At 71.8% G+C, this 18,884-nt stretch carries 16 protein-coding genes and 1 pseudogene; 9 read left to right on the top strand and 8 right to left on the bottom strand.

Annotated features, from left to right (window positions below):
* Positions 1 to 102: 102 nt before the first annotated feature.
* The 6 genes from QF027_RS43880 to QF027_RS43855 form a co-directional block, all read right to left on the bottom strand.
* Positions 103 to 1,209, bottom strand: a complete 1,107-nt coding sequence (locus QF027_RS43880) for an NAD(P)/FAD-dependent oxidoreductase (protein ID WP_307081042.1) — start codon at positions 1,207 to 1,209, stop codon at positions 103 to 105.
* Positions 1,210 to 1,399: 190 nt separating this feature from the next.
* A complete protein-coding gene (locus QF027_RS43875; RefSeq protein ID WP_307081040.1) occupies positions 1,400 to 1,807 on the bottom strand; it encodes a DUF3224 domain-containing protein in 408 nt (135 codons plus the stop codon).
* A gap of 51 nt (positions 1,808 to 1,858) precedes the next feature.
* Positions 1,859 to 2,773, bottom strand: a complete 915-nt coding sequence (locus QF027_RS43870; RefSeq protein WP_306973288.1) for a YceI family protein — start codon at positions 2,771 to 2,773, stop codon at positions 1,859 to 1,861.
* Positions 2,774 to 2,816: 43 nt separating this feature from the next.
* Positions 2,817 to 3,884: a maleylacetate reductase gene (locus QF027_RS43865; RefSeq protein ID WP_306973289.1), complete on the bottom strand. Its 1,068-nt coding sequence runs from the start codon at positions 3,882 to 3,884 to the stop codon at positions 2,817 to 2,819.
* Positions 3,881 to 4,750: an intradiol ring-cleavage dioxygenase gene (locus tag QF027_RS43860; RefSeq protein WP_306973290.1), complete on the bottom strand. Its 870-nt coding sequence runs from the start codon at positions 4,748 to 4,750 to the stop codon at positions 3,881 to 3,883. The genes QF027_RS43865 and QF027_RS43860 overlap by 4 nt, the downstream gene beginning before the upstream one ends.
* A gap of 78 nt (positions 4,751 to 4,828) precedes the next feature.
* The gene (locus tag QF027_RS43855) at positions 4,829 to 6,568 is read right to left on the bottom strand and encodes an FAD-dependent oxidoreductase (RefSeq protein ID WP_307081038.1); all 1,740 of its coding nucleotides are present in this window, start codon (positions 6,566 to 6,568) and stop codon (positions 4,829 to 4,831) included.
* A 580-nt stretch (positions 6,569 to 7,148) separates the two neighbouring features.
* Between QF027_RS43855 and QF027_RS43850 the strand changes: the two genes are divergently transcribed.
* Complete coding sequence (locus QF027_RS43850) at positions 7,149 to 8,861, top strand: helix-turn-helix domain-containing protein (RefSeq protein ID WP_307081036.1); 1,713 nt, start codon at positions 7,149 to 7,151, stop codon at positions 8,859 to 8,861.
* A gap of 121 nt (positions 8,862 to 8,982) precedes the next feature.
* On the opposite strand, the pseudogene QF027_RS43845 reads toward QF027_RS43850, so the two are convergent.
* Positions 8,983 to 9,729 (bottom strand): annotated as a pseudogene (locus tag QF027_RS43845) (LacI family DNA-binding transcriptional regulator); the annotation flags it as partial.
* 83 nt (positions 9,730 to 9,812) lie between these two features.
* Here QF027_RS43845 and QF027_RS43840 point away from each other — a divergent pair.
* From QF027_RS43840 to QF027_RS43805, 8 genes are all read left to right on the top strand, one after another.
* Positions 9,813 to 10,934, top strand: coding sequence for a PP2C family protein-serine/threonine phosphatase (locus QF027_RS43840; protein WP_307081034.1), 1,122 nt, complete (start codon positions 9,813 to 9,815; stop codon positions 10,932 to 10,934).
* Between the two features lie 504 nt (positions 10,935 to 11,438).
* Positions 11,439 to 13,493, top strand: coding sequence for a sensor histidine kinase (locus QF027_RS43835; protein ID WP_373432475.1), 2,055 nt, complete (start codon positions 11,439 to 11,441; stop codon positions 13,491 to 13,493).
* Between the two features lie 187 nt (positions 13,494 to 13,680).
* Positions 13,681 to 14,667 carry an aldo/keto reductase gene (locus tag QF027_RS43830; protein ID WP_307081030.1) on the top strand — a complete coding sequence of 329 codons (987 nt, stop codon included), beginning with the start codon at positions 13,681 to 13,683 and terminating at the stop codon, positions 14,665 to 14,667.
* Positions 14,668 to 14,790: 123 nt separating this feature from the next.
* Positions 14,791 to 15,294 carry a MarR family winged helix-turn-helix transcriptional regulator gene (locus tag QF027_RS43825; RefSeq protein ID WP_307081028.1) on the top strand — a complete coding sequence of 168 codons (504 nt, stop codon included), beginning with the start codon at positions 14,791 to 14,793 and terminating at the stop codon, positions 15,292 to 15,294.
* Between the two features lie 125 nt (positions 15,295 to 15,419).
* Positions 15,420 to 16,031: a DsbA family protein gene (locus QF027_RS43820; protein ID WP_307081026.1), complete on the top strand. Its 612-nt coding sequence runs from the start codon at positions 15,420 to 15,422 to the stop codon at positions 16,029 to 16,031.
* Between the two features lie 36 nt (positions 16,032 to 16,067).
* Positions 16,068 to 16,874, top strand: a complete 807-nt coding sequence (locus QF027_RS43815; RefSeq protein WP_307081024.1) for an MBL fold metallo-hydrolase — start codon at positions 16,068 to 16,070, stop codon at positions 16,872 to 16,874.
* A gap of 2 nt (positions 16,875 to 16,876) precedes the next feature.
* Complete coding sequence (locus QF027_RS43810; RefSeq protein WP_306973299.1) at positions 16,877 to 17,287, top strand: nuclear transport factor 2 family protein; 411 nt, start codon at positions 16,877 to 16,879, stop codon at positions 17,285 to 17,287.
* A 120-nt stretch (positions 17,288 to 17,407) separates the two neighbouring features.
* Positions 17,408 to 17,761 carry a VOC family protein gene (locus QF027_RS43805; protein ID WP_307081021.1) on the top strand — a complete coding sequence of 118 codons (354 nt, stop codon included), beginning with the start codon at positions 17,408 to 17,410 and terminating at the stop codon, positions 17,759 to 17,761.
* A gap of 18 nt (positions 17,762 to 17,779) precedes the next feature.
* Here the strand turns inward: QF027_RS43805 and QF027_RS43800 are convergent, their stop codons facing one another.
* Positions 17,780 to 18,880 carry an ABC transporter substrate-binding protein gene (locus tag QF027_RS43800; protein ID WP_307081019.1) on the bottom strand — a complete coding sequence of 367 codons (1,101 nt, stop codon included), beginning with the start codon at positions 18,878 to 18,880 and terminating at the stop codon, positions 17,780 to 17,782.
* Positions 18,881 to 18,884 lie beyond the last annotated feature (4 nt).

Genomic DNA, 18,884 nt, shown 5'->3' with positions numbered 1-18,884 from the left:
TCCTGCTCATGCTGGAGCCGCCCCGGCCGGCGGCCGGGCGTGGCGTCACCTCGCCACGCACCGGAGGCCCCGGCGCGCCTCCGCCGATGTCACCTTCACCGATCAGGCCGCCGTGTAGCCGAGCTGGCGCCTCATGTAGGGCGTCATGAGGGTCTTCGCCTTGGCGACGGCGCTGGTGCGGCTGCCGAGCACCGCCGTCTCGCCACCCGGCACGGGCAGCATGGTCACCCCGTCGGCAGGGCCGAAGGGCACGATCAGCGGGGTGCGGTGGACGGGCCGGTAGAAGCGGGGTTCCTTGCGGTGCCGGCCCGAACTGTTCAGGTGGGCGCGGATGTTCCAGGCGGCGAGGTCGGCCTGGGCGAGCGCCGCCGGGGTGATCTTGAGCTCGGTGGCGTCGTTGACGTCACCGACCGCGAAGACGTCCAGGTGTCCCTCGGCCCGCAGCGAGCGGTCGACCTTCACATGCCCGGAGGGGGTCAGCAGGTCGCCGTGGCCGCCCAGGCGCAGCCAGAGCGTGTTGGGGGTGGTGCCGGTCGCCCAGAAGGAGAGGTCCGCGGTGATGACGTCGCCGCGGGCGTCGCGGTAGGTGGCGAAGTCGTTGCCCGGGGCCATGAAGGAGTCGAGCCGTACCTCCACGTCGTGCGCCTCCAGCCACTCGCGCGCCTTGCGTCCGGCCCGTTCGCTGCCCGTTCTGTCGAGCAGCGCGGGGCCGGAGTGCGCGAGCGTGACCCGGGCGTCCGGGCGGGCCAGCCGGATCTCGGCGCTGAGTTCGACGCCGGAGGGCCCGCCGCCGACGACGAGGACGTGCTCGGCGAGGGCGATCTTCTGCTGGTGCTCGGCGAAGGACTTCATCGCCTCCTCGGTGGTGGTCCCGGCGAAGCGGGCCGGCTCCGGGTAGTCGGCGCCGGTGGCGATCACCACGACGTCGTAGGGCAGCCGCGTGCCGTTGGCCAGCACCACTCGTCGCTCGGCGGTGTCGATGCGAACCACCTTGCCCACGACCATCTGGCCGCGGCGCAGCAGCCGGTCGTACGGGATGAAGGGGGTGGCGCTCCACTCCCTGCGCACACCCGCCCGGAGGGAGGAGATACGGTGGAAGAAGACCTCCTTGCGATCCACGAGCGTGACCCGTGCCGTCGCGTCCAGCCGTTTCGCCAGCCGGACGCCCGCATAGCCGCCGCCGATCACCACTACGTCGCCGTCACTCACGCCGAGTCTCCTGAAACCGTGGGGGGAGGGAGTGCCATGACGGACGAGCCGCTCCCCCGAGCACTCGGATGCCGGTGAGCGTAACGCTTGAAACCTAAAGTTTCGGTTTGGTTGTGTGAGCTTTCCGTGAAGCTGTGGCCTCTGGGGACGTGCGATGTGCCCTCCGGTGACGGCGAGTTGGACCGGGACGTCAGCCGAGCTCGTAGTCGAGCCGGATCCGGTGGGTGCCGTCGGCGTCGACCGCGAGGCCGCCGGTGCCGGAGATCCCCGCCAGGTCCCCGGTGCCACTGGAGGGGACGATCGTGAAGAACTCCGCGGTGCGGTCGCTGCCGGAGGTCGTCGCCGAGTGCACGAAGTTGAAGGCGCCCGACCTGCCGTGCAGCGAACCCTCGAAGGACTCCATGGCCACGTAGGTGCCGACGCCGGACTGCTGGTCGTACGCGGCGGTGAACAAGGTCGCCGAGCGGCCGGCGATCTCGCCCTCGAAGTGCTTCTCCATCGTCGCGACACCGACCGGAAGCCCGGTGGTCACGGCCGGCTCGGGCTTCAGCTCGGTCGGGACGAACGCCTTCACGCTAAATGTTCCGTTGGCTCTCATGGGCCCGACCGTACCGACCGGGTCTGACAATGCCCGGCTGTCCGCTCGCGCCTACTCCGGCGGGGTGGGCGTGTCGTGGGTGCGGTACATCGCCTGGACGTCCAGTTCCAGCTGGACCGTGGGGCCGACGACCGCAATGCCCCGGGCCAGCATCGACCGCCAGTTCAGCGTGTAGTCCTCCCGGTGGAGTTCCGCCGTCGCCAGGGCCGCACAGCGGAGTTCCTCGCCGTAGCCGCCGTTCACCGTGCCGAGGTAGGTCGTGTCCAGGGCGACCGAGCGGCTCACGCCGTGCATGGTCAGGCTGCCCTGGAGGGTCCACTTGCTCCCGCCGCGATAGGCGAAGCGGGTGCTGACGAAGTCGATGTGGGGGAAGCGTTCGACGTCGAGGAAGTCGGCGGACCGCAGATGGTTGTCGCGCGTGGTGTTGCCGGTGGTGATGCTCGAGGCGTCGATACGGACCTGGACCCGGGTCTGCGACATGTCCTGCGCGACCTGGATGCCGCCCTCGAAGCGCTCGAAGCGGCCGTGGACGTTGGCCATGCCGACGTGCTTGGCGATGAAGCGGATCGCGGTGTGCGGCGGATCGAACAGCCAGACGCCGGGCGTGGGAAGTTGCAGCGCCTGGGCGGGCTGGAGCCACACCTGCTCGGTGGGCGTCATCCCGTACGGCCCCACGTCGACCGTCTCGCGGTGCGGCTGGAGGCCCTCGGCGGCGGCCATCAGGCTGTAGCGGCCGGGCGGCAGAACGGCGAGGAAGTAGCCGTAGGGGTCGGTCGTCCCGCGGACCGCGACCCGGTGCGTGTCCAGGGCGGTGACGGTGACGTCCGCGCCCGCCATGGGCGAGCCCATCGGGTCGACGATCTCACGGGCCACCGCGCCCGCGCCTTCCGGGAGCGGGACGGAGAGGCCCGACGCCTCGGCAAGGGCAGCCTTGGACCGCCGACGCCGGAGCAGTGCGAGGGCCATGATGTTCACCTTTCTTCGGGGACTTGCTGTGGTGCTGCGGGACTCATGGTCGACGTCCCTCATAGGCCGCCTGGAGTACCTCCCGCACGCCCTCCGCCGTCACAGGACGCGGATTGGCGTACGGCTGTCCCGCCACCTGTACGGCCGCCTCCGCCAAGTCGGTCTCCTTGAGACCGAGTTCGGCGAGGGAGCGCGGCGCGCCCAGGCGCCCGGCCAGATCCCACAGGGCTCGTGCCGGGTCGTCGGCCTCGAGTGCCCGGCCCAGTAGGGTCAACGCACCGGGAACGGCGGGGGCGTTGTACGCGAGGGCGTACGGCAGGACGACCGTGTGCGTTTCGGCGTGCGGCAGGCCGAAGGTACCGCCCAGGACATGGCACAGCTTGTGGTGCAGCCCCATGGTGGTCGCCCCCAGACACGCTCCGCACAGCCACGCGCCGTACAGGGCCCGGCCGCGCGCGTCCAGGTCGTCGGGCCGCGCGGCGAGCAGGGGTAGCGCCTTGGCCATCGCCCGTACGCCGTCCTGGGCCATCAGTGCGATCAGCGGCGAGGTGTCCGGGGCGTAGAGCGCCTCGACCGCGTGGGCGAGGGCGTTGATGCCGCTGGTCACGGTGAGCGGCACCGGCAGGGAGACGGTCAGCTCGGGGTCGTAGACGACACTGCGGGGCTGGACCTTCGGGTCGCGGCCGGTGCGCTTGACGCCGCCCTCGGTCAGGCCCCACACGGGGGTCATCTCGGAGCCCGAGTAGGTCGACGGCACGGCGATCAGCGGCAGCCCGGTGCGCAGGGCGATCGCCTTGCCGAGGCCGATGGACGAGCCGCCGCCGACCGCGACGACCCCGTCGGCCCCGGCCGCGCGGGCCACCGCCACGGCCCGGTCGGCGACCTCGACGGGTACATGCATACGGGCCTCGGCGTGCAGCCCCGCGCACGCGTCGCCGAGCGCGTCCGCCACCGCCCGGGCCACGGCCTCGCCCCGGCTGCCGCACACCACCAACAGGCGGCGCAGTCCCAGGTGTTCGGCCTCACCGGGAGTCGCGGTCACGGCGGCGCCGGACCGCAGGACGACCCGCACGGGACGGCTCTCGTAGGTGAAGTCGGCCGAGAACGTCATGCGTTCGGCTCCAGGACCAGGTCGAAGCGGGCGAGCCGGAAGGGGTTCGGGATGCCGAACTCCGCGGCCAGGGACGGGTCGTCGGTCGTCGCGAAGTCCTGCACCAGGCTCTGTTTCACGGCGAAGACGGCGTCGGAGTCGAGGTGGTCGCTGCCCGCGACGAAGATGTGGGTGGTGACGGGGGTGTGGCCTTCGGCTCCCACGATGAAGTGGATGTGGGCGGGCCGGAACGGGTGGCGTCCGGTCGCGTCGAGCAGGTCGCCGACCGGGCCGTCGGTGGGGATCGGGTACGGCGCCGGGACGCAGGTGCGGAACCAGAAGCGGCCCTCGGCGTCGGCGGTGAACAGTCCGCGCCCGTTGCCCGTGGGCTGTACGTCGGGCTGCTGGACGTCGTAGAAGCCCTGGTCGTCGGCCTGCCAGACGTCGAGGACGGCACCGGGCAGCGGGGTGCCGTCCGCCGACAGCACCCGGCCGCTGACCACGCACGGCTCGGCACCGCCCACCAGGTCGATGTCGTCCCCGAGTTCCCGCACGGGCGACTCGGTCATATGGAAGGGGCCGAGCACGGTGGACTCGGTGGCGCCCTGTACGCGCTCGCCGTTGAGTGTCTCCACGAGCATGGAGACGCCGAGGACGTCCGAGAGCAGGATGAACTCCTGCCGGGTGTCGGTGCACTTCTGCCCGGTCGCCGTCAGGAAGGCGATCGCCTTCTCCCACTCCTCCTGGGTGAGCCGGCTCTCGCGCACGAAGTCGTGCAGGTGGCCGATCAGACCGGCGAGCAGTTCGCGCAGGCGGGGATCGGCGGTCGCGTGGAGGCTGGCGACGGCCTCCTCGGTGACGCCGGCTCCGATCGCGTCGGTGGTCATCCCGGCTCCTCCTCGTCGACGTGTCGCTTCTTCCATGATTGCGCGCCCGGTGTGTGGGGGCCTGTGTCGGGGTTGGCCTCAGGCGTGGCCGAGAATCTGCCGCAGCGCGTCCGTCAGGAGCGTTTCGGCGTCCGGCGCGGCGGTCGCGTGCCGGAAGGCGACGAACCCGTCGGGCCGTACGAGCAGCGCGCCCGCCTCGGAGATCTCGCTCAGGCGCGCCCAGTCGCCGTACGGGTCCTCGTACTCCTGCCCGGGACCGATGACCACGGTGGCGATCTCGACGCCCTGTGCCGCGGCGGCCCGGATCCAGCCCTCGCCGCCGATACCGGTCAGCAGGGTGAAACGGCCCTTTCCGACGGTGTCGAGGGTGGAGAGGGTGCGAGTGCCGGAAGTGATCCAGGCGTGCGGGATGCGGGCGCCGGGGCGGGAGGTGGCCTGGTGGTGGAGCTCGGGATCGCGCGCGAAGGTCTCCGCGGGGGTGCCGTCGGGGACGATGGCGTCCGAGGTGTAGCGCTGGTTGAGGTCGACGCCGTGCGCGTTGAACTCGTACACCTTGAAGGCGATGGCCTCGCGGAGCCGGGCCCGCTGCTTCTCGGCGGCCTCGGTGGTGTCCTTGCGGGCGGCGATGTTGGCCCACAGCTGTTCGGGGGTCTGCGGGGAGAGTCCGTCGAGGGCGTCGAAGATCGGGGCGGTCTCGCCGATCGACTGGTTGGCGCGGGTGACGACCTGCTTGCCGATGGGGGCGCGTTCGGCGGTGTAGGTGTCGAGGAGCTTCGGGGCGGCGGTGCCGTCGAGGACGAGCTTGAGCTTCCAGGCGAGGTTGTAGGAGTCCTGGATGGAGGTGTTGGAGCCGAGGCCGTTGGACGGCGGGTGGCGGTGGGTGGCGTCACCGGCGCAGAAGACGCGACCGTTGGAGTAGGTCTCGGCGTACATCTCGTTGACGGTCCAGGCCGAGGACGACTTGATCGTCACGGGGATCTCGTCGTCGCCGACCAGCTGGCGCACGACCGACTCGGCGTACTCGGTGGTCAGGTCGGGGGCGCCCGCCGTGACGTCGTACCCCCACACGATCATCCACTCGTTCCACGGCCGCACACAGCGCACCAGGCCGGCACCGATGCCGCCGACGGTGGCGCCCGGGGCGAGGACCCAGTAGAGGGTGGAGGGCCGGTGGGCGGTGTACTTGGCCAGGTCCGCCTCGAAGACGATGTTGATGCTGCCGGCCACGCCCATCTGGCCGCCCATGGGCAGCCCGGCGTCCTCGGCGACCTTGGAGCGGCCGCCGTCCGCGCCGATCAGGTACCTGGCGCGGATCTCGTACGTGTCTCCGCGCAGCCGGTCTCGCACGGTGACCGTCACGCCGTCGGCGTCCTGGGTGTGGGAGAGGTACTCGGTCTGAAAGCGCAGGCTGGTGCCGCGGGCGACGGCCGCGTCGACGAGGACCGGCTCCATGAGGTGCTGCGGCATGTCGCACATGCGGGTCGGACTGGCGAGGTCGTGAGCGGCCTGGACGAGCGGGTCGTTGCCCCACGAGCGCACCCGGCCCAGCTCCTCGCCGGCCAGGCTCGTACAGAAGGTGGTGTTGCCCATCAGATGCTGCGGGGTCGCCTGAGCGATGACGTCCTGTTCCACGCCGAGGTCGCGCAGCACCTCCATCGTGCGCTGGTTGGTGATGTGCGCGCGGGGGGTGTCGGCGAGGCTCGCGTAGCGGGTGACGACGATGTTGGGGACGCCGTAGGTGCTCAGGGCGAGCGCGGCCGAGGCTCCGGCCGGGCCGCTGCCTACGATCAGGACGTCGGTCTCGACGACGGGGGACACGGGGCGCTCCTGACGTGGGCTCACGGACGACGGACAGTCTTGATCATGGTGCGGTACGACGGTGTGCGGGTGTCTCAATACGAGACATCGGCAGCGGGTGCCGGGCGGGCGGTGGGTGGAGGGGACAGCGGGTGCCGGGACGCGGGCGGTCGGTGGAGGAGACAGCGGGTGCCAGGACGCGGGCGGTCAGGAGAGGAGGCAGCGGGTGCCGGGGCCAGACTCAGCACGCAACCCGGCCGTCGTGCGGGCAGCCGCCACACGGGCATCGGTTACTGCGCGCGACTGGCCCCTCATCTGACACCGCCGCCCTGCGCGGCAACCGCCGCACCACCCACCACCCGACGCACGGCAACCGCCACACCACCCACCACCCGACGCGCGGCAATCGCCACGTCACGCCCCCCGGCACGACCGCAGCCGTCACTCCGGGCGCCGCCTCCGCATGAGCCAGTCGTTGCCCGTTCAACGTGGCAACCGCCACGTCACACCCCCCGGCACGCCCGCAGCCGTCACGCCGGACGCCGCCTGCACGCGAGCCAGTCGTTGCCCGTTCAACGTAACCCGCTACGGTGGGTACGTCGTGACCACCACAGAGCCCTCCCCCGCCGTCCACGCCCTCCCACCGCTGCGAGTGGCGCGTGAGCGCTTCCTGTCCGGCCGCCCGCTGCCCGACGGTGTGCCGGAGGAGGTCCTCGCGGCGTGGCGGCGGGCCCGGTTCTTCGGCGTACCGCACGACCTGAAGGAGCCGGCCGCCTCTCCGCCCCGGCCGGTCGAGTCGCCGCTCCTCGGCGCCGCCCGTCCGGTGCTCGAACGGATCGCCCCCGCCCTGGACACCGGCCGCTCGGTCCTCCTCCTCACCGACGCGCGACTGCGCGTGCTGTGGACGTCCGGGAGCGCGCCCGAGCTCACCCCGCTCCCGGGGCTGTCGGAGCAGGAGGTCGGCCACAACAGCGCGGCCCTCGCCCTGCGCAGTCGGCGCCGGGCCGAGGTGCACGGACCCGAGCACTTCCTCGACGTGTGGCAGGACGTGTCGGCGGTCAGCGTCCCGGTGCTCGCGCCGAAGAGCGGACAGGCACTCGGCACGCTCACCGTCGCCTCCCACCTGTGCGGCGGATGCCCGCCGCACCCGCAGGCAGCCCTCGCCGAGGCCGCTGCCGCTGCCGTGGAGGCCGAACTTCTCGCCCGGGCGGGACGTGCCGAACAGGTTCTTCTGGACGCCTACTTGCGAGCCGCGTGTGAAGAGGACCGCGCGGTGGTCGCACTGGACGGCCGCAACCGCCTGATCAGCGCGGCGGCGGAGCGGCTGATGACTGAGGAGGTCCTTCGGGTTCTGGAGCGTACGGCGACGACGGCACGGCACACGGACGCGCCGGCCGGCGCCGAGCTGCCCGAGGGAGCGGGCTGCGGCGCTCGGATCGACCTGGTGCGGCAGGCGGGCGTGGTCATGGGGATCGTGGCCGTCCTGGAGCCGCAGGACCAAGGCACGCCGCGGCCCAGGCCACGCCCGCTCCCCCGTCTGACGGGGTCCTCCCTTCCGTGGCGGTACGCCGTGGAACGCGCCGCCGAACTGGTCCGCTCCCCCGAGCCCGTGCTGCTGACCGGTGAACGAGGAACGGGGAAGACCGCCCTGGCCCGGGAGTTGCTGGGTCCGGCCGACATCGAGACCGTCGACGCGGCCGAAGGCGGCGCGCTCGAGGGGGTCTTGACGGCATGGGCCGCGGTGAGCCCCCTCATCCTCCGGCACGCCGAGCGGCTGACGCAGCCCGCCGTGGCCACGCTCAACTCCCTGCTCGACGCGCACCCGGACGCCCGGCTGCTGGTCACCCACACCCCCGGCACTGCGCCCGGCCCCTGCCTTCAACGGCTCCTCGACAAACTGGCCGCCCGCACGGTCGTCCTCCCGCCACTGCGTGAACGCACCGAGGACATCCGGGAGTTGCTGTCGGCCCTCACGCCGCGCCCCGCACCGGGGAATCCTCCGCTGACCTGGACCCTGGACGCCCTGCGCGCGCTCGAACAGCATCCGTGGCCCGGAAACGTCACCGAACTCGCCCATGTCGTCCAGGCGCTGGCGGAACACCGCCGGGCCTCCGGGCCGGTGCGCCGGGCCGAACTGCCGGGCACCGTGCGGGAAGGGCCCGCCGTCCGTCCGCTCAGCCCGATGGAACACGCCGAACGCGCCACGATCCTGGAGACGCTGCACCGTCACGGCGGCAACAAGTCCCGCGCGGCGGCGGTACTCGGCATCGGGCGGGCCACGCTGTACCGCAAACTGCGGGAGTACGAGGGCTGAGGCGGGGGCTCGGCACCCGGGCAGCCGGCCGACGGACACGTCCACGCGGCGGCGGCCGTCTCGAGCATCGACGCCGCCCTGACCGCAGCCGTGGCCCGCGGCGAAACCTTCCGGACGCTTCCCGCGGCGGTGGCCCACTTAGTGCCGCGCACGACGAGCTTCGGGTCCCACACGGCCTCGTGCGGCTCCAGTTGCGGATTCTCCAGCCGCTCCACGGCGAACCGCACCGCGCGCTCGGCCATCAGCACCGCGTCCTGGCGCACAGTGGTGAGGCCGATCGGCATGGGATGGGAGAGGTGGCTGTCGTCGTAACCGACGACGGACATGTCCCGCGGAACCTCGACACCGGCCCGGGCCGGCGGCATCAACAGGTCCATTGCGCACCGGTCGTTGCCCGCGAGCACCGCGGTCGGCAGCGGCAGCCCGCGGTCCCGCTCCGCCAGGAGCGGCCTGCCGGTCTCGATACCGGACTGCTCGGTGTGCTCACCGGGATGACCCGGGTCTCCGACTCGAGGCCGTGCCGGCGCATCGCGGCCCGGTAGGAGCGCCGCCGTTCGGCGGACCGGGGGCCCCGGCCGCCGTCGATGTGCACGATCCTGCGGTGGCCGAGTTCGATCAGGTGGTCCGTGGCCTGCCGGACACCCTTGCTCTCGGCGCTGTGCACGACGTCCACGCGGGCCGGCGGGGCTCGACGGCTGACCGATACGGTCACCCGCTGACCGAGCGCGTCGAGACAGCCGGCGTCCGCGTCGCAGCCGAGCAGGATCAGCGCCTCGCAGTGGTGCCCGAGGAGGGCCTCGACCGCCTTGGCCTCGCTGCGCCCCTGGACCGCCGCCGAGAGCAGGACGTCGTATCCGAGCCGCTCGGCCGGTCGGATCGGCGGGGCGTGTCACCGGGCCTGAGCGGGCCTGCATACCGTAGGGGGAGATCACCACCTGCCCGGGAGCACGCATGACAGGTAGCCGCCGCAAGAGACCTGGCGACACCTTCGACGCCATCGAGCCTCCGGGCAACGTCCAGCTGGTCGCCGGGGTGGTGACCGTGACGGGCCTGGTCGAGGTCCTCGGCACGCTGTCCGGCTCCGAGGTGTGGCTCCTGGGGCTCCTGGTGTTCCTGCCGGGCGCCGCCTCGGCGCTGGGCACGGTCCGGCAGACGACGTTCGTCGCCGTGTGGACGGCGATGGTCGTCACCGCCAGTGTGCTGCTGCGGGACCGCGACGGGGGCCACTGGTTCGACCGGCTCCTGCTGATCCTGTTCACCCTGGCCCTGGCGGCCACCTCCGTCTACGCCTGCCACCGGCGGATCCGACGCGAGCACGCGATGCTGCGTCTGCGCTCGACCGCCGCGGCCATGCAACGGCACATCCTGCACCCTCTCCCCCTGCTCACCGACGACGTCCTGGTCAACGGCGTGTACGAGCCGCTCCAGGAGGAACGGCTGGTCGGCGGCGACATCTACGACGTCGTCGACTCGCCCTTCGGGACCCGGGTGCTGATCGGGGACGTGCAGGGCAAGGGGCTCGCCGCCGTGGGCTCCGCGTTCGCCGTCATCGGCGCCTTCCGGGAGGTGGCCAACCGCGAGCCCACCCTCACCGGGCTCGTGGACGCCCTGGACGCCGCCGTCGTGCGGCACAACTCCTATGCCCTGCACACCGGTGACGACGAACGCTTCGTCACCGCCCTCGTCGTCTGCGTGGACGCGGAGACCGAGGTACAGGCCGTCAACTGCGGACACGTCCTGCCTCATGTGCTGCACGAGGGGACGATCAGCACTCCCGAACTGGATCCCGGCGTCCCGCTCGGCCTGGCCGAACTCGCCCACGAGCCCACGACCGTGGGCTGGTTCGAGTTCCCCGAGGGCGCGACGCTGCTGCTGAGCACCGACGGCCTGACGGAGACCCGCTCCGCGGACGGCACGTTCTACCCGGTCGACGAGCGCCTGATGAAGTACGTCGGCCTCTCCCCCACCGAGCTGCCGCAGGCCCTGCACGACGACGCCCGCGCGTTCGCCGGCCGCGGTGGCCCGCACGACGACGTCGCCGTCCTGACGGTCCGCCGCGCCCCGCGCCGCTGAGAGCGGCTCCCTGTCCGCGGGCGTCCCGCGCGGCTTCCGTCGCGCTGCCAGGGGACCCGGCGGGACCGCCGTAGCATCGGCTTTCTGTCCAGCCTGCCCAGCCTGCTCATCCGTAAGGACGGGGAGACCGTCGGCCTGGTGAGCCTCACGGTGGGCGCGGTAGGCATCGACGGGCTCCACTGGGTGCGGAGCGTGCCGGTGTCACGGGGGCCGAGGTTCGGGGTTTCCTTCAGCAGGCCAGGACGGCGACGGGATCTGTGACACCGGGGCAACACCCACTTCGGCGAAAGGCCGGTCGACAGTGATGACGTGGTGCTAGGAATGGGCCACAACCGCTCATCCTGCGCACCCCTCCTCGAATCGCCCGATGCGCCGATCTGAACAACCACCCCTGTGCACCGCGTTATTAGGAGTGCAGGACGCGAGGCGAACCAGAACCGTGAGGCCATCTTGTCGAACACACCGTCCGCCCCCCGCAGGGGATGGGGGACCCGCAACTGGCGCGTGGCCAGAAAGCTCCAGGCCATCCTCCTCATCCCGGTGATCGTGGCCCTCGTCCTCGGCGGCATCCGCGTCAAACGTTCCGTGGACACCTGGCAGGACGCCGACGACGCGGTCCGCGTGGCCGAACTGGTCCAGGCGGCGAACAAGTACGCCAGCGACGCCATCGACGAACGGGATGTGTCGGTCATTCCCCTGGTCAAGGGCGACCGGACGTCGAACGTGGTCGCCAAGGCCCGGGCCGTCACCGACGCGGACGCGAGGGCGTTCGACGAGGCGGTGGAGCGGATGCCGCAGACCGCCGGGCTGCAGCGCCGGGTCCAGCTGGTCCGCACCGGCGAGAAGCAGCTCGCGTCGGTGCGTGCGAACGCCTTCACCTCCCGGCTGACCGGTGTGCAGACCGAGGAGAGCTACCACGCCGTCCAGCATCCGCTGATGGAGATCTCCAACGAGCTCGGCTTCGGCAGCAGCAACCAGGCCAGCTTCGGCCGCACCCTCTACGCCGCCTCCCTCACCCAGGCCGCCGAATCCCTGATCCGGGCGATCGGCACGCACCTCCTCGTCGAGGACCGCGGCAAGCTCGCCGAGGGCGAACTCCAGGTCCAGCTCGGCTCGTTCAGCTCCTACGTCTATCTCGAACAGGTCGCGCTCCAGGAGTACGCCGGAGCCGGCACCGCCGGGGACATGACGCGGCTGCGCAAGGCCCTGTCCGACGCGGAGAAGCGGGGCAAGGAGCAGGCCGAGCAGGACCGGACGCAGGCCGAGGCGGCGGGGAAGACCTTCGTGGCCCCGCCGAGCCTGGAGAAGATGGCCGCCGAGATCGCCTCGGGCAAGTCGGCCGCGCAGCTCGCCGCGCAGGGCATCACGCCCGAGACGTTCTTCGCCGCCTCGACCCTCAGCTTCGACGCGTACCGCAGCGTCGAGGTGTACCTCACCGACAGCGCGCTGGCGGACGCCCACAGCATCGCCGACGACGCCCGCAACGACGCCGTCATCAACGCGGCGCTGGTACTCACCGCCGTCCTCGCCGCCTTCCTGCTCGCCGCCTGGGTGGCCCGGACGATGAGCACCAGCATGCGCCGGCTGAGCGCCTCGGCCCTCGAGATCGCCGAGCAGCGTCTTCCCGCGCTGCTCACCCAGCTCACCCGGGCCATCCCGGGCCGGGTCGACGCCCAGGTGGCGCCGATCCCGATCACCACCACGGACGAGATCGGCGAGGTCGCCCGCGCCTTCGACCACGTGCACCGCGAGGCCATCAGGCTCGCCGCCGAACAGGCCCTGCTGCGCGCCAACATCAACACCATCTTCAGCAACCTGGCCCGCCGCAACCAGTCGCTGATCGAGCGTCAACTCGCCCTGATCACCGGTCTCGAGGGCAAGGAGGCCGACCCCGACCAGCTGGAGAACCTCTTCAAGCTGGACCATCTGGCCACGCGTGTGCGCCGCAACGGCGAGAACCTCCTCGTGCTCGGCGGCGAGACCCCCGCCCAGCAGTGGGACCAGCCGCTGCCCCTGGTCGACGTGATCCGCGCCGCCGCCTCGGAGGTGGAGCAGTACGAGCGGGTCGAGTTGTCGGGTGTCCCGGAGGCCCGGATCCACGGGCGTGCGGTGACCGACCTGGTGCACCTGCTCGCGGAACTGCTGGAGAACGCGACGACGTTCTCGTCGCCGCACTCCAGTGTCCTGGTCACCGCGGCGCGACTGCCCGACGGCCGGATCATGGTCGAGATCCACGACCGGGGCATCGGGCTGCCGCCCGAGGAACTGGCCGACATCAACCACCGCCTGGCCGACCCGCCCACCGTGGACGTCGCGATCTCCCAGCGTATGGGTCTGTACGTGGTCAGCCGGCTGGCGGACCGGCACGGCATCCGCGTCCAGCTGCGCCCGCACGAGGAGGGACAGGGCACGACGGCGCTGGCGATGCTCCCGGACACGATCACCTATCGGGGGACGGGATCCGAGCCCGACATCGACACCATGGCCCTGGCCGCCTTCAGGGACAACGGTTTCCCCGAGGGCACCGCCCGCGGTTACGAGGCCTGGAACGACAGGTAGGCGGGCCGCGCCGACGAGCCGGTGGAGAGCACGGCTGGCGGACGCCGTGGGGTACGCGTGCAAGTCGGCGTACGAGTAAGGGTGTTGTGCCCGTGGGAGAGCCACGCGCCGGTAAATCGCCTTGGCCGTGGGGCGCTCGCCACGGCAGGATGATCGCGCGATGTCGGACCGATGAGGGGAACGGTGGATGAGGCGGAACCGGCTCGGGAAGACCGATGTGCACGTCACGGAGCTGGGCTTCGGTGGCGGTCCGCTCGGCGGACTCTTCGCACCGCTGGACGACGAGACGGCCGCGGGCGCCCTGGAGGCGGCCTGGGACAGCGGTATCCGCTACTTCGACACCTCCCCGCACTACGGCATCGGCCACTCCGAGCGCCGCATCGGCGCTCTGCTCCGGGACAGGCCGCGCGACGAGTTCACCCTGTCGACGAAGGTGGGCCGTCTGCTGGTCCCGCAGGACCCGGCGGGCCGTACGGACGAGAGCTTCGCGGTGCCCGCCACCCACCGCAGGGTGTGGGACTTCACGCGGGACGGTGTGCTGCGCAGCGTGGAGGACTCGCTGGAGCGGATGGGCGTGGACCGTATCGACGTGCTGTTCCTGCACGACGCGGAGGAGCGTTTCGAGGACGCGTTGCGTGACGGATACCCGGCCCTCGCCGAACTCCGCGCCCAGGGCGTGGTGGGGGCGATCGGCGCGGGGATGTACCACCCCGGCAAACTGACCCGGCTGGTCAGGGAGTCGGACGTCGACGTCGTGATGCTGTCCGGCCGCTACACGCTCCTGGACCACAGTGCCCTGGACGAACTCCTGCCCGCCTGCACGGACCGCGGGGTGTCGGTCCTGGCGGCGTCGGTCTTCAACTCCGGTCTGCTCGCCACGGCCCGCCCCACCGAGGGCAGCACCTTCGACTACGCCCCCGCCGCGCCGCGCGTGCTGCACCGTGCACACCGCATCGCCGACGTCTGCGAGGCGCACGGCGTGACCCTCCCGGAGCTGGCGATGGCGTTCCCGCTGCGCCACCCGGCGGTCGCGGGCATCGTCGTCGGCATGCGCACGGCGGAGGAAGTACGGGGCAACACGGCAGCGTTCGGCGCGCAGATCCCGGCACAGCTGTGGGACGACCTGCGGGGCGAAGGACTCCTGGACGAGCGGGCACCGGTGCACGGCTGCTGAGCTCCGGAGCCGCGCGGGACACGTCCGGCGCATCGACCTGCCGCCGCCGGGGGCGGCACACCGAGCCGCCCCCACCCGGTCGACCGCGATAGGTTCCGCCTCTAGGAACACATGGGAGGTGCCGTGGGCGAGCAGGACGCACAGAGGGAGATCACGACCGCCAGGGAGGCGGCCGACGACGCGCTGGTCCTGGCGTTCGGAAGGCTGCAGGGCGCCGCGAACCGGCTGGAGTACATCCTGGGCCGGCGGATGGAGGAGGAGTGCGGGATCAGCCACCTGATGTACGAGGTGCTGCTGATCCTGGGACGGGCGGGCGAGCCGGGGCTGTCGATGCGGGCGATCAGCCAGGAGCAGGTCCTCAGCACGGGCGGGGCGACACGGCTGGTGGACCGGATGGAGGCGGCGGGCCTGGTGCTGCGGGTCACGGACCCGGACGACCGGCGAGGACGTCTGGTGCGCCTGACCCCGCTGGGCGAGGAGACCGCCGTACGCGCTTCCCGGCTGCACGTGGAGAACATCAAGCGGTACTTCCTTGAGCCCCTGCCCGCCGCCCACCGGGACCGCTTCGCGGAGGACCTGCGCATTCTCAGTCACGCCGCCCGGGACTCTCTGCCACTGCTGCCCTGAGCGGCCCGCTGAGACGCGCGTCACCCGACCGGACCCCCTCGCGTTGAAATATCTGACGAGTCAGATAATGTTGCCAGGGGTGAGCGCCCGCACCAGGCGGGCGCCACGTCCCCCGAGGTCCCCCGATGAAGCTCGTCTACGTCTTCGATGCCTATTGCGGCTGGTCGCACGGTTTCTCGGCAACGCTGCGCGAGATCGTCTCGCTCCGTCCCGACCTGCCGGTCGAGGTCGTCTCCGGCGGTCTGTTCACCGGCGGCCGCCGGGTACCGATCCGCGAGTTCGGCCACGTCCAGGGGGCCAACGCCCAGATCGCCGAGCAGACCGGCGCCCTGTTCGGCGAGGCCTACGAGCGGCTGATCGCCGGCGGCTCGTTCGTCATGGACTCCGAGGCCGCCGCCCGCGGCGTGGCCGCGCTGCGCCGGGTCGCTCCCTACCGTGCCGTGGAACTGGCCACGACCCTCCAGGCGGCCTTCTACGTCGACGGGCGGAGCCTGTCCGACGCCGCCACCTACCGGGACCTCGCCGCTGCCGCCGGGCTGGACGGCGACGCCGTCGTCGCCGCCTTCGAGGGATCCGAGGTGCGGGCGGACGCCCGAGCGGACTTCCGTCGCGCCGCCGAGCTCGGCGTCTCCGGCTTCCCCACCCTTCTCGCCGTCGACGGCGAGCACGTCGTCCCTCTGGCCCGCGGACACGCCACCGCCGACGAGGTGGACCGGCGTCTGGCAAGCCTCTCCTGACCCCGCATTCCTCCACCCCTCCAAGGAGCCCCGAGCATGAGCACCCTCGACTTCAAGATCCTCGACCTCGACTTCCCCGCCGGATCCAAGAACAAGACCGCCACCCTCGTCACCGGCGAGACCGATGCCCTGCTGGTGGACGCCGCGTTCACCCGTGCCGACGGCCACCGCCTGGCCGCCGCGGTCCTCGACTCCGGCAAGAGGCTCACCACCGTCTTCGTCAGCCACGCCGACCCCGACTTCTACTTCGGAGCCGAGGTGATCGCCGACGCGTTCCCCGACGCGACGTTCCTCGCCACCCCGATCGTCATCGAGCACATCCAGCACTCCTACGAGGGCAAGCTGAAGGCCTGGGAGGCGCTCGGCCCCAACCTCCCGACCCGCCTGGTCGACCTCGAACCGCTCACCGGCGACCTCACCCTGGAGGGCCACCGCTTCGAGCTCAAGGGCGGCCCCGCGGGTCTGCCCGACCGCCACTACCTCTGGCAGGCGGAGTCCCGCGCCCTGCTCGGCGGCGTCCTGCTGTTCCAGCAGGAGCACGTCTGGGTCGCCGACACCCCCACCCCCACCGACCGCGCGGCCTGGATCGACCTGCTCGACGAGATGGCCGCCCTCGACCCGCAGCTCGTCGTTCCCGGCCACCGCCTGCCCGGGACCGCCGCCGACGCCTCCGCCATCACCGCCACCCGCGACTACCTGCTCGCCTTCGAGGAGGAACTCGGCAAGGCGGCCGACGGCGCCGCGCTGACCGAGGCGCTGACCAAGCGTTACCCGGACAACGGCATGCTGATCGCCGCCCAGATCGGCGCGAAGGTCGCCAAGGGCGAGATGAAGTGGGGCTGACCATGAGCGAGTTCGCCACCTCCACCGCACCCGCCGACGTCGTACGGCGCCAGTACCTGGCCTCCGCCGCCGGGGACCTCGAGGCCCTGCGGGCCACCCTCGCGCCCGACGTGGAGTGGACCGAGATGGCCGGCTTCCCGCTGGCCGGCACCTACCGCACCCCCGACGGCGTCACGTCCAACGTCATGGAGAAGCTGGGCAAGGACTGGGAGAACTGGACCGCTCACGACGACACCTACGTCGCCGAGGGCGAGAACGTCGTCGTCCTGGCCCGCTACACCGCCGTCAACAAGGCCACCGGCAAGGCGATCGACGTACGCGTCGCGCACCACTTCGTCGTACGCGGCGGACTCATCGTCCGCTTCGAGCAGTTCGTCGACACCGCCCTCGTCCGCGACGCCATGACGGCCTGAGCTACGGGCGGCGCGTCACCGGTGCGGACATCGGTGACGCGCCGCTCCGGGTCCCAGCGGGCATCCGGCCCGCCCGGCGATGCCGCGCTGCCGGCCTCCCCTGCCGGCAAGATGGCCGGCATGGAACGTGTGCTTGGAATCGGCGGATATTTCCTCAGGGCCGCCGACCCGGCTGCCCTGAGCGCGTGGTACCGCGACCGCCTGGGCCTGGACGCCGATGAGAACGGCTTGTGGCGTCAGGAAGCCGGGCCCACGGTGTTCACGACGTTCGAGTCCGGGACCGACTACTTCGGGTCCCGCACCCAGCGGACCATGCTCAACTTCCGGGTTCGCGACCTGGACGCGATGCTCGCGCAATTGCGCGCCCGCGGAGCGGACGTGGCCGAGGAGACGCAGGACATGGAGGGTGTCGGTCGATTCGGCTGGGTCACCGACCCGGAGGGCAACCGCATCGAGCTGTGGCAGCCCGCCTGACCGGCCGAAGCCCGGCTCTCAGCCGGCGTACCGGATCCGGAAGCGGCTGGGTTCCGCCGGGTCCCGGTCAACGACCTGGACCGGCGTCCGAGCCCCTTGCCAGACGCTGCTGCCGGGCGCGCGGGAGAACCGGATCTGCCCGCGGGTGCCCTCCACTGCCACCTGCGGCCACGATGCGGCGATGCGCGCCCGGTCCGTGCCGTGAGTACGCAGCACGTCGGCGAGGACGGTGATCGTGTCGTAGCCCTCGAAGGCCACGAAAGAGGGCGCTTCGGACAGCCGCTCACGCAGGGCCGTTGCGACTCGTGCGCCGAGCGGGCCGAGACGCCCGGGCAGATAGCGCAGGAACGGGATCGCGGCGCTGTCGCCGCCCAGCGATGTCGCCCATTCGGCGAACTCCGGTTGCCCGGCCGGAGCACCGATCACGGTCTCGGCGAGGCGCTGGTCACGGCGGACGGACCTGACGAGCGACACCGCCGGCTCGGGGAAGCCGACCAGCAGAAGGAGGGCTGTCGCGCGATGGTCGACGAGTGCGTCGCACACGGCCGCGGGGGTGAGCGCCCGCGCATCGAGCTCGACGACGGTGCCGCCGCGCGGAGCGAGGTGGTCCCGCAGGATGCGGACCCCCGAGGCCCAGTAGACGCTCGGTTCGGTCGCCACGGCGATGCGGCGGTGGCCCGCGTCGAGGAGGAAGTCCGCGTAGATCCGCCAGCCGTGGGACTGCGGCGGGGAGAGGCGCGCGACCCATTGCGTCGGCTCTTCGGTCAGCGCGTCGAGAACCGCTGACGAGCAGAGGAACGGCAGTTCGAGGGCATCGGCCCTGGCGGCAGCGGCGCGGGCGACGACGCTGTGATACTCCCCCGCCATGGCGGCCACGCCCAGCTGAGCCAGTTCGTCCACGGCTGCCGCGGCCCGCCGCGGATCGGCCGCGGTGTCCCGGACCATCAGCTCGAGCGGTCTTCCGCCGATCCCGCCGGCGTCATTGACCTCGCCGACGGCCAGTTCGAGTCCGGCGAGCAGATGTCGGCCCGCCTCGACCCAGCCGGGCCTGGTCAGCGGAACGAGAGCGCCGATCCTGACCGGCCGTGGCGGACGCACCTGGGTGATCATGCCGGACATTGCA

This window comes from Streptomyces canus (assembly GCF_030816965.1).
GTDB classification, from domain to species: Bacteria; Actinomycetota; Actinomycetes; order Streptomycetales; family Streptomycetaceae; genus Streptomyces; species Streptomyces canus_E.
Note: the sequence above shows the minus strand (reverse complement) of the source record. Positions and strands in the feature narration are given on the sequence as shown.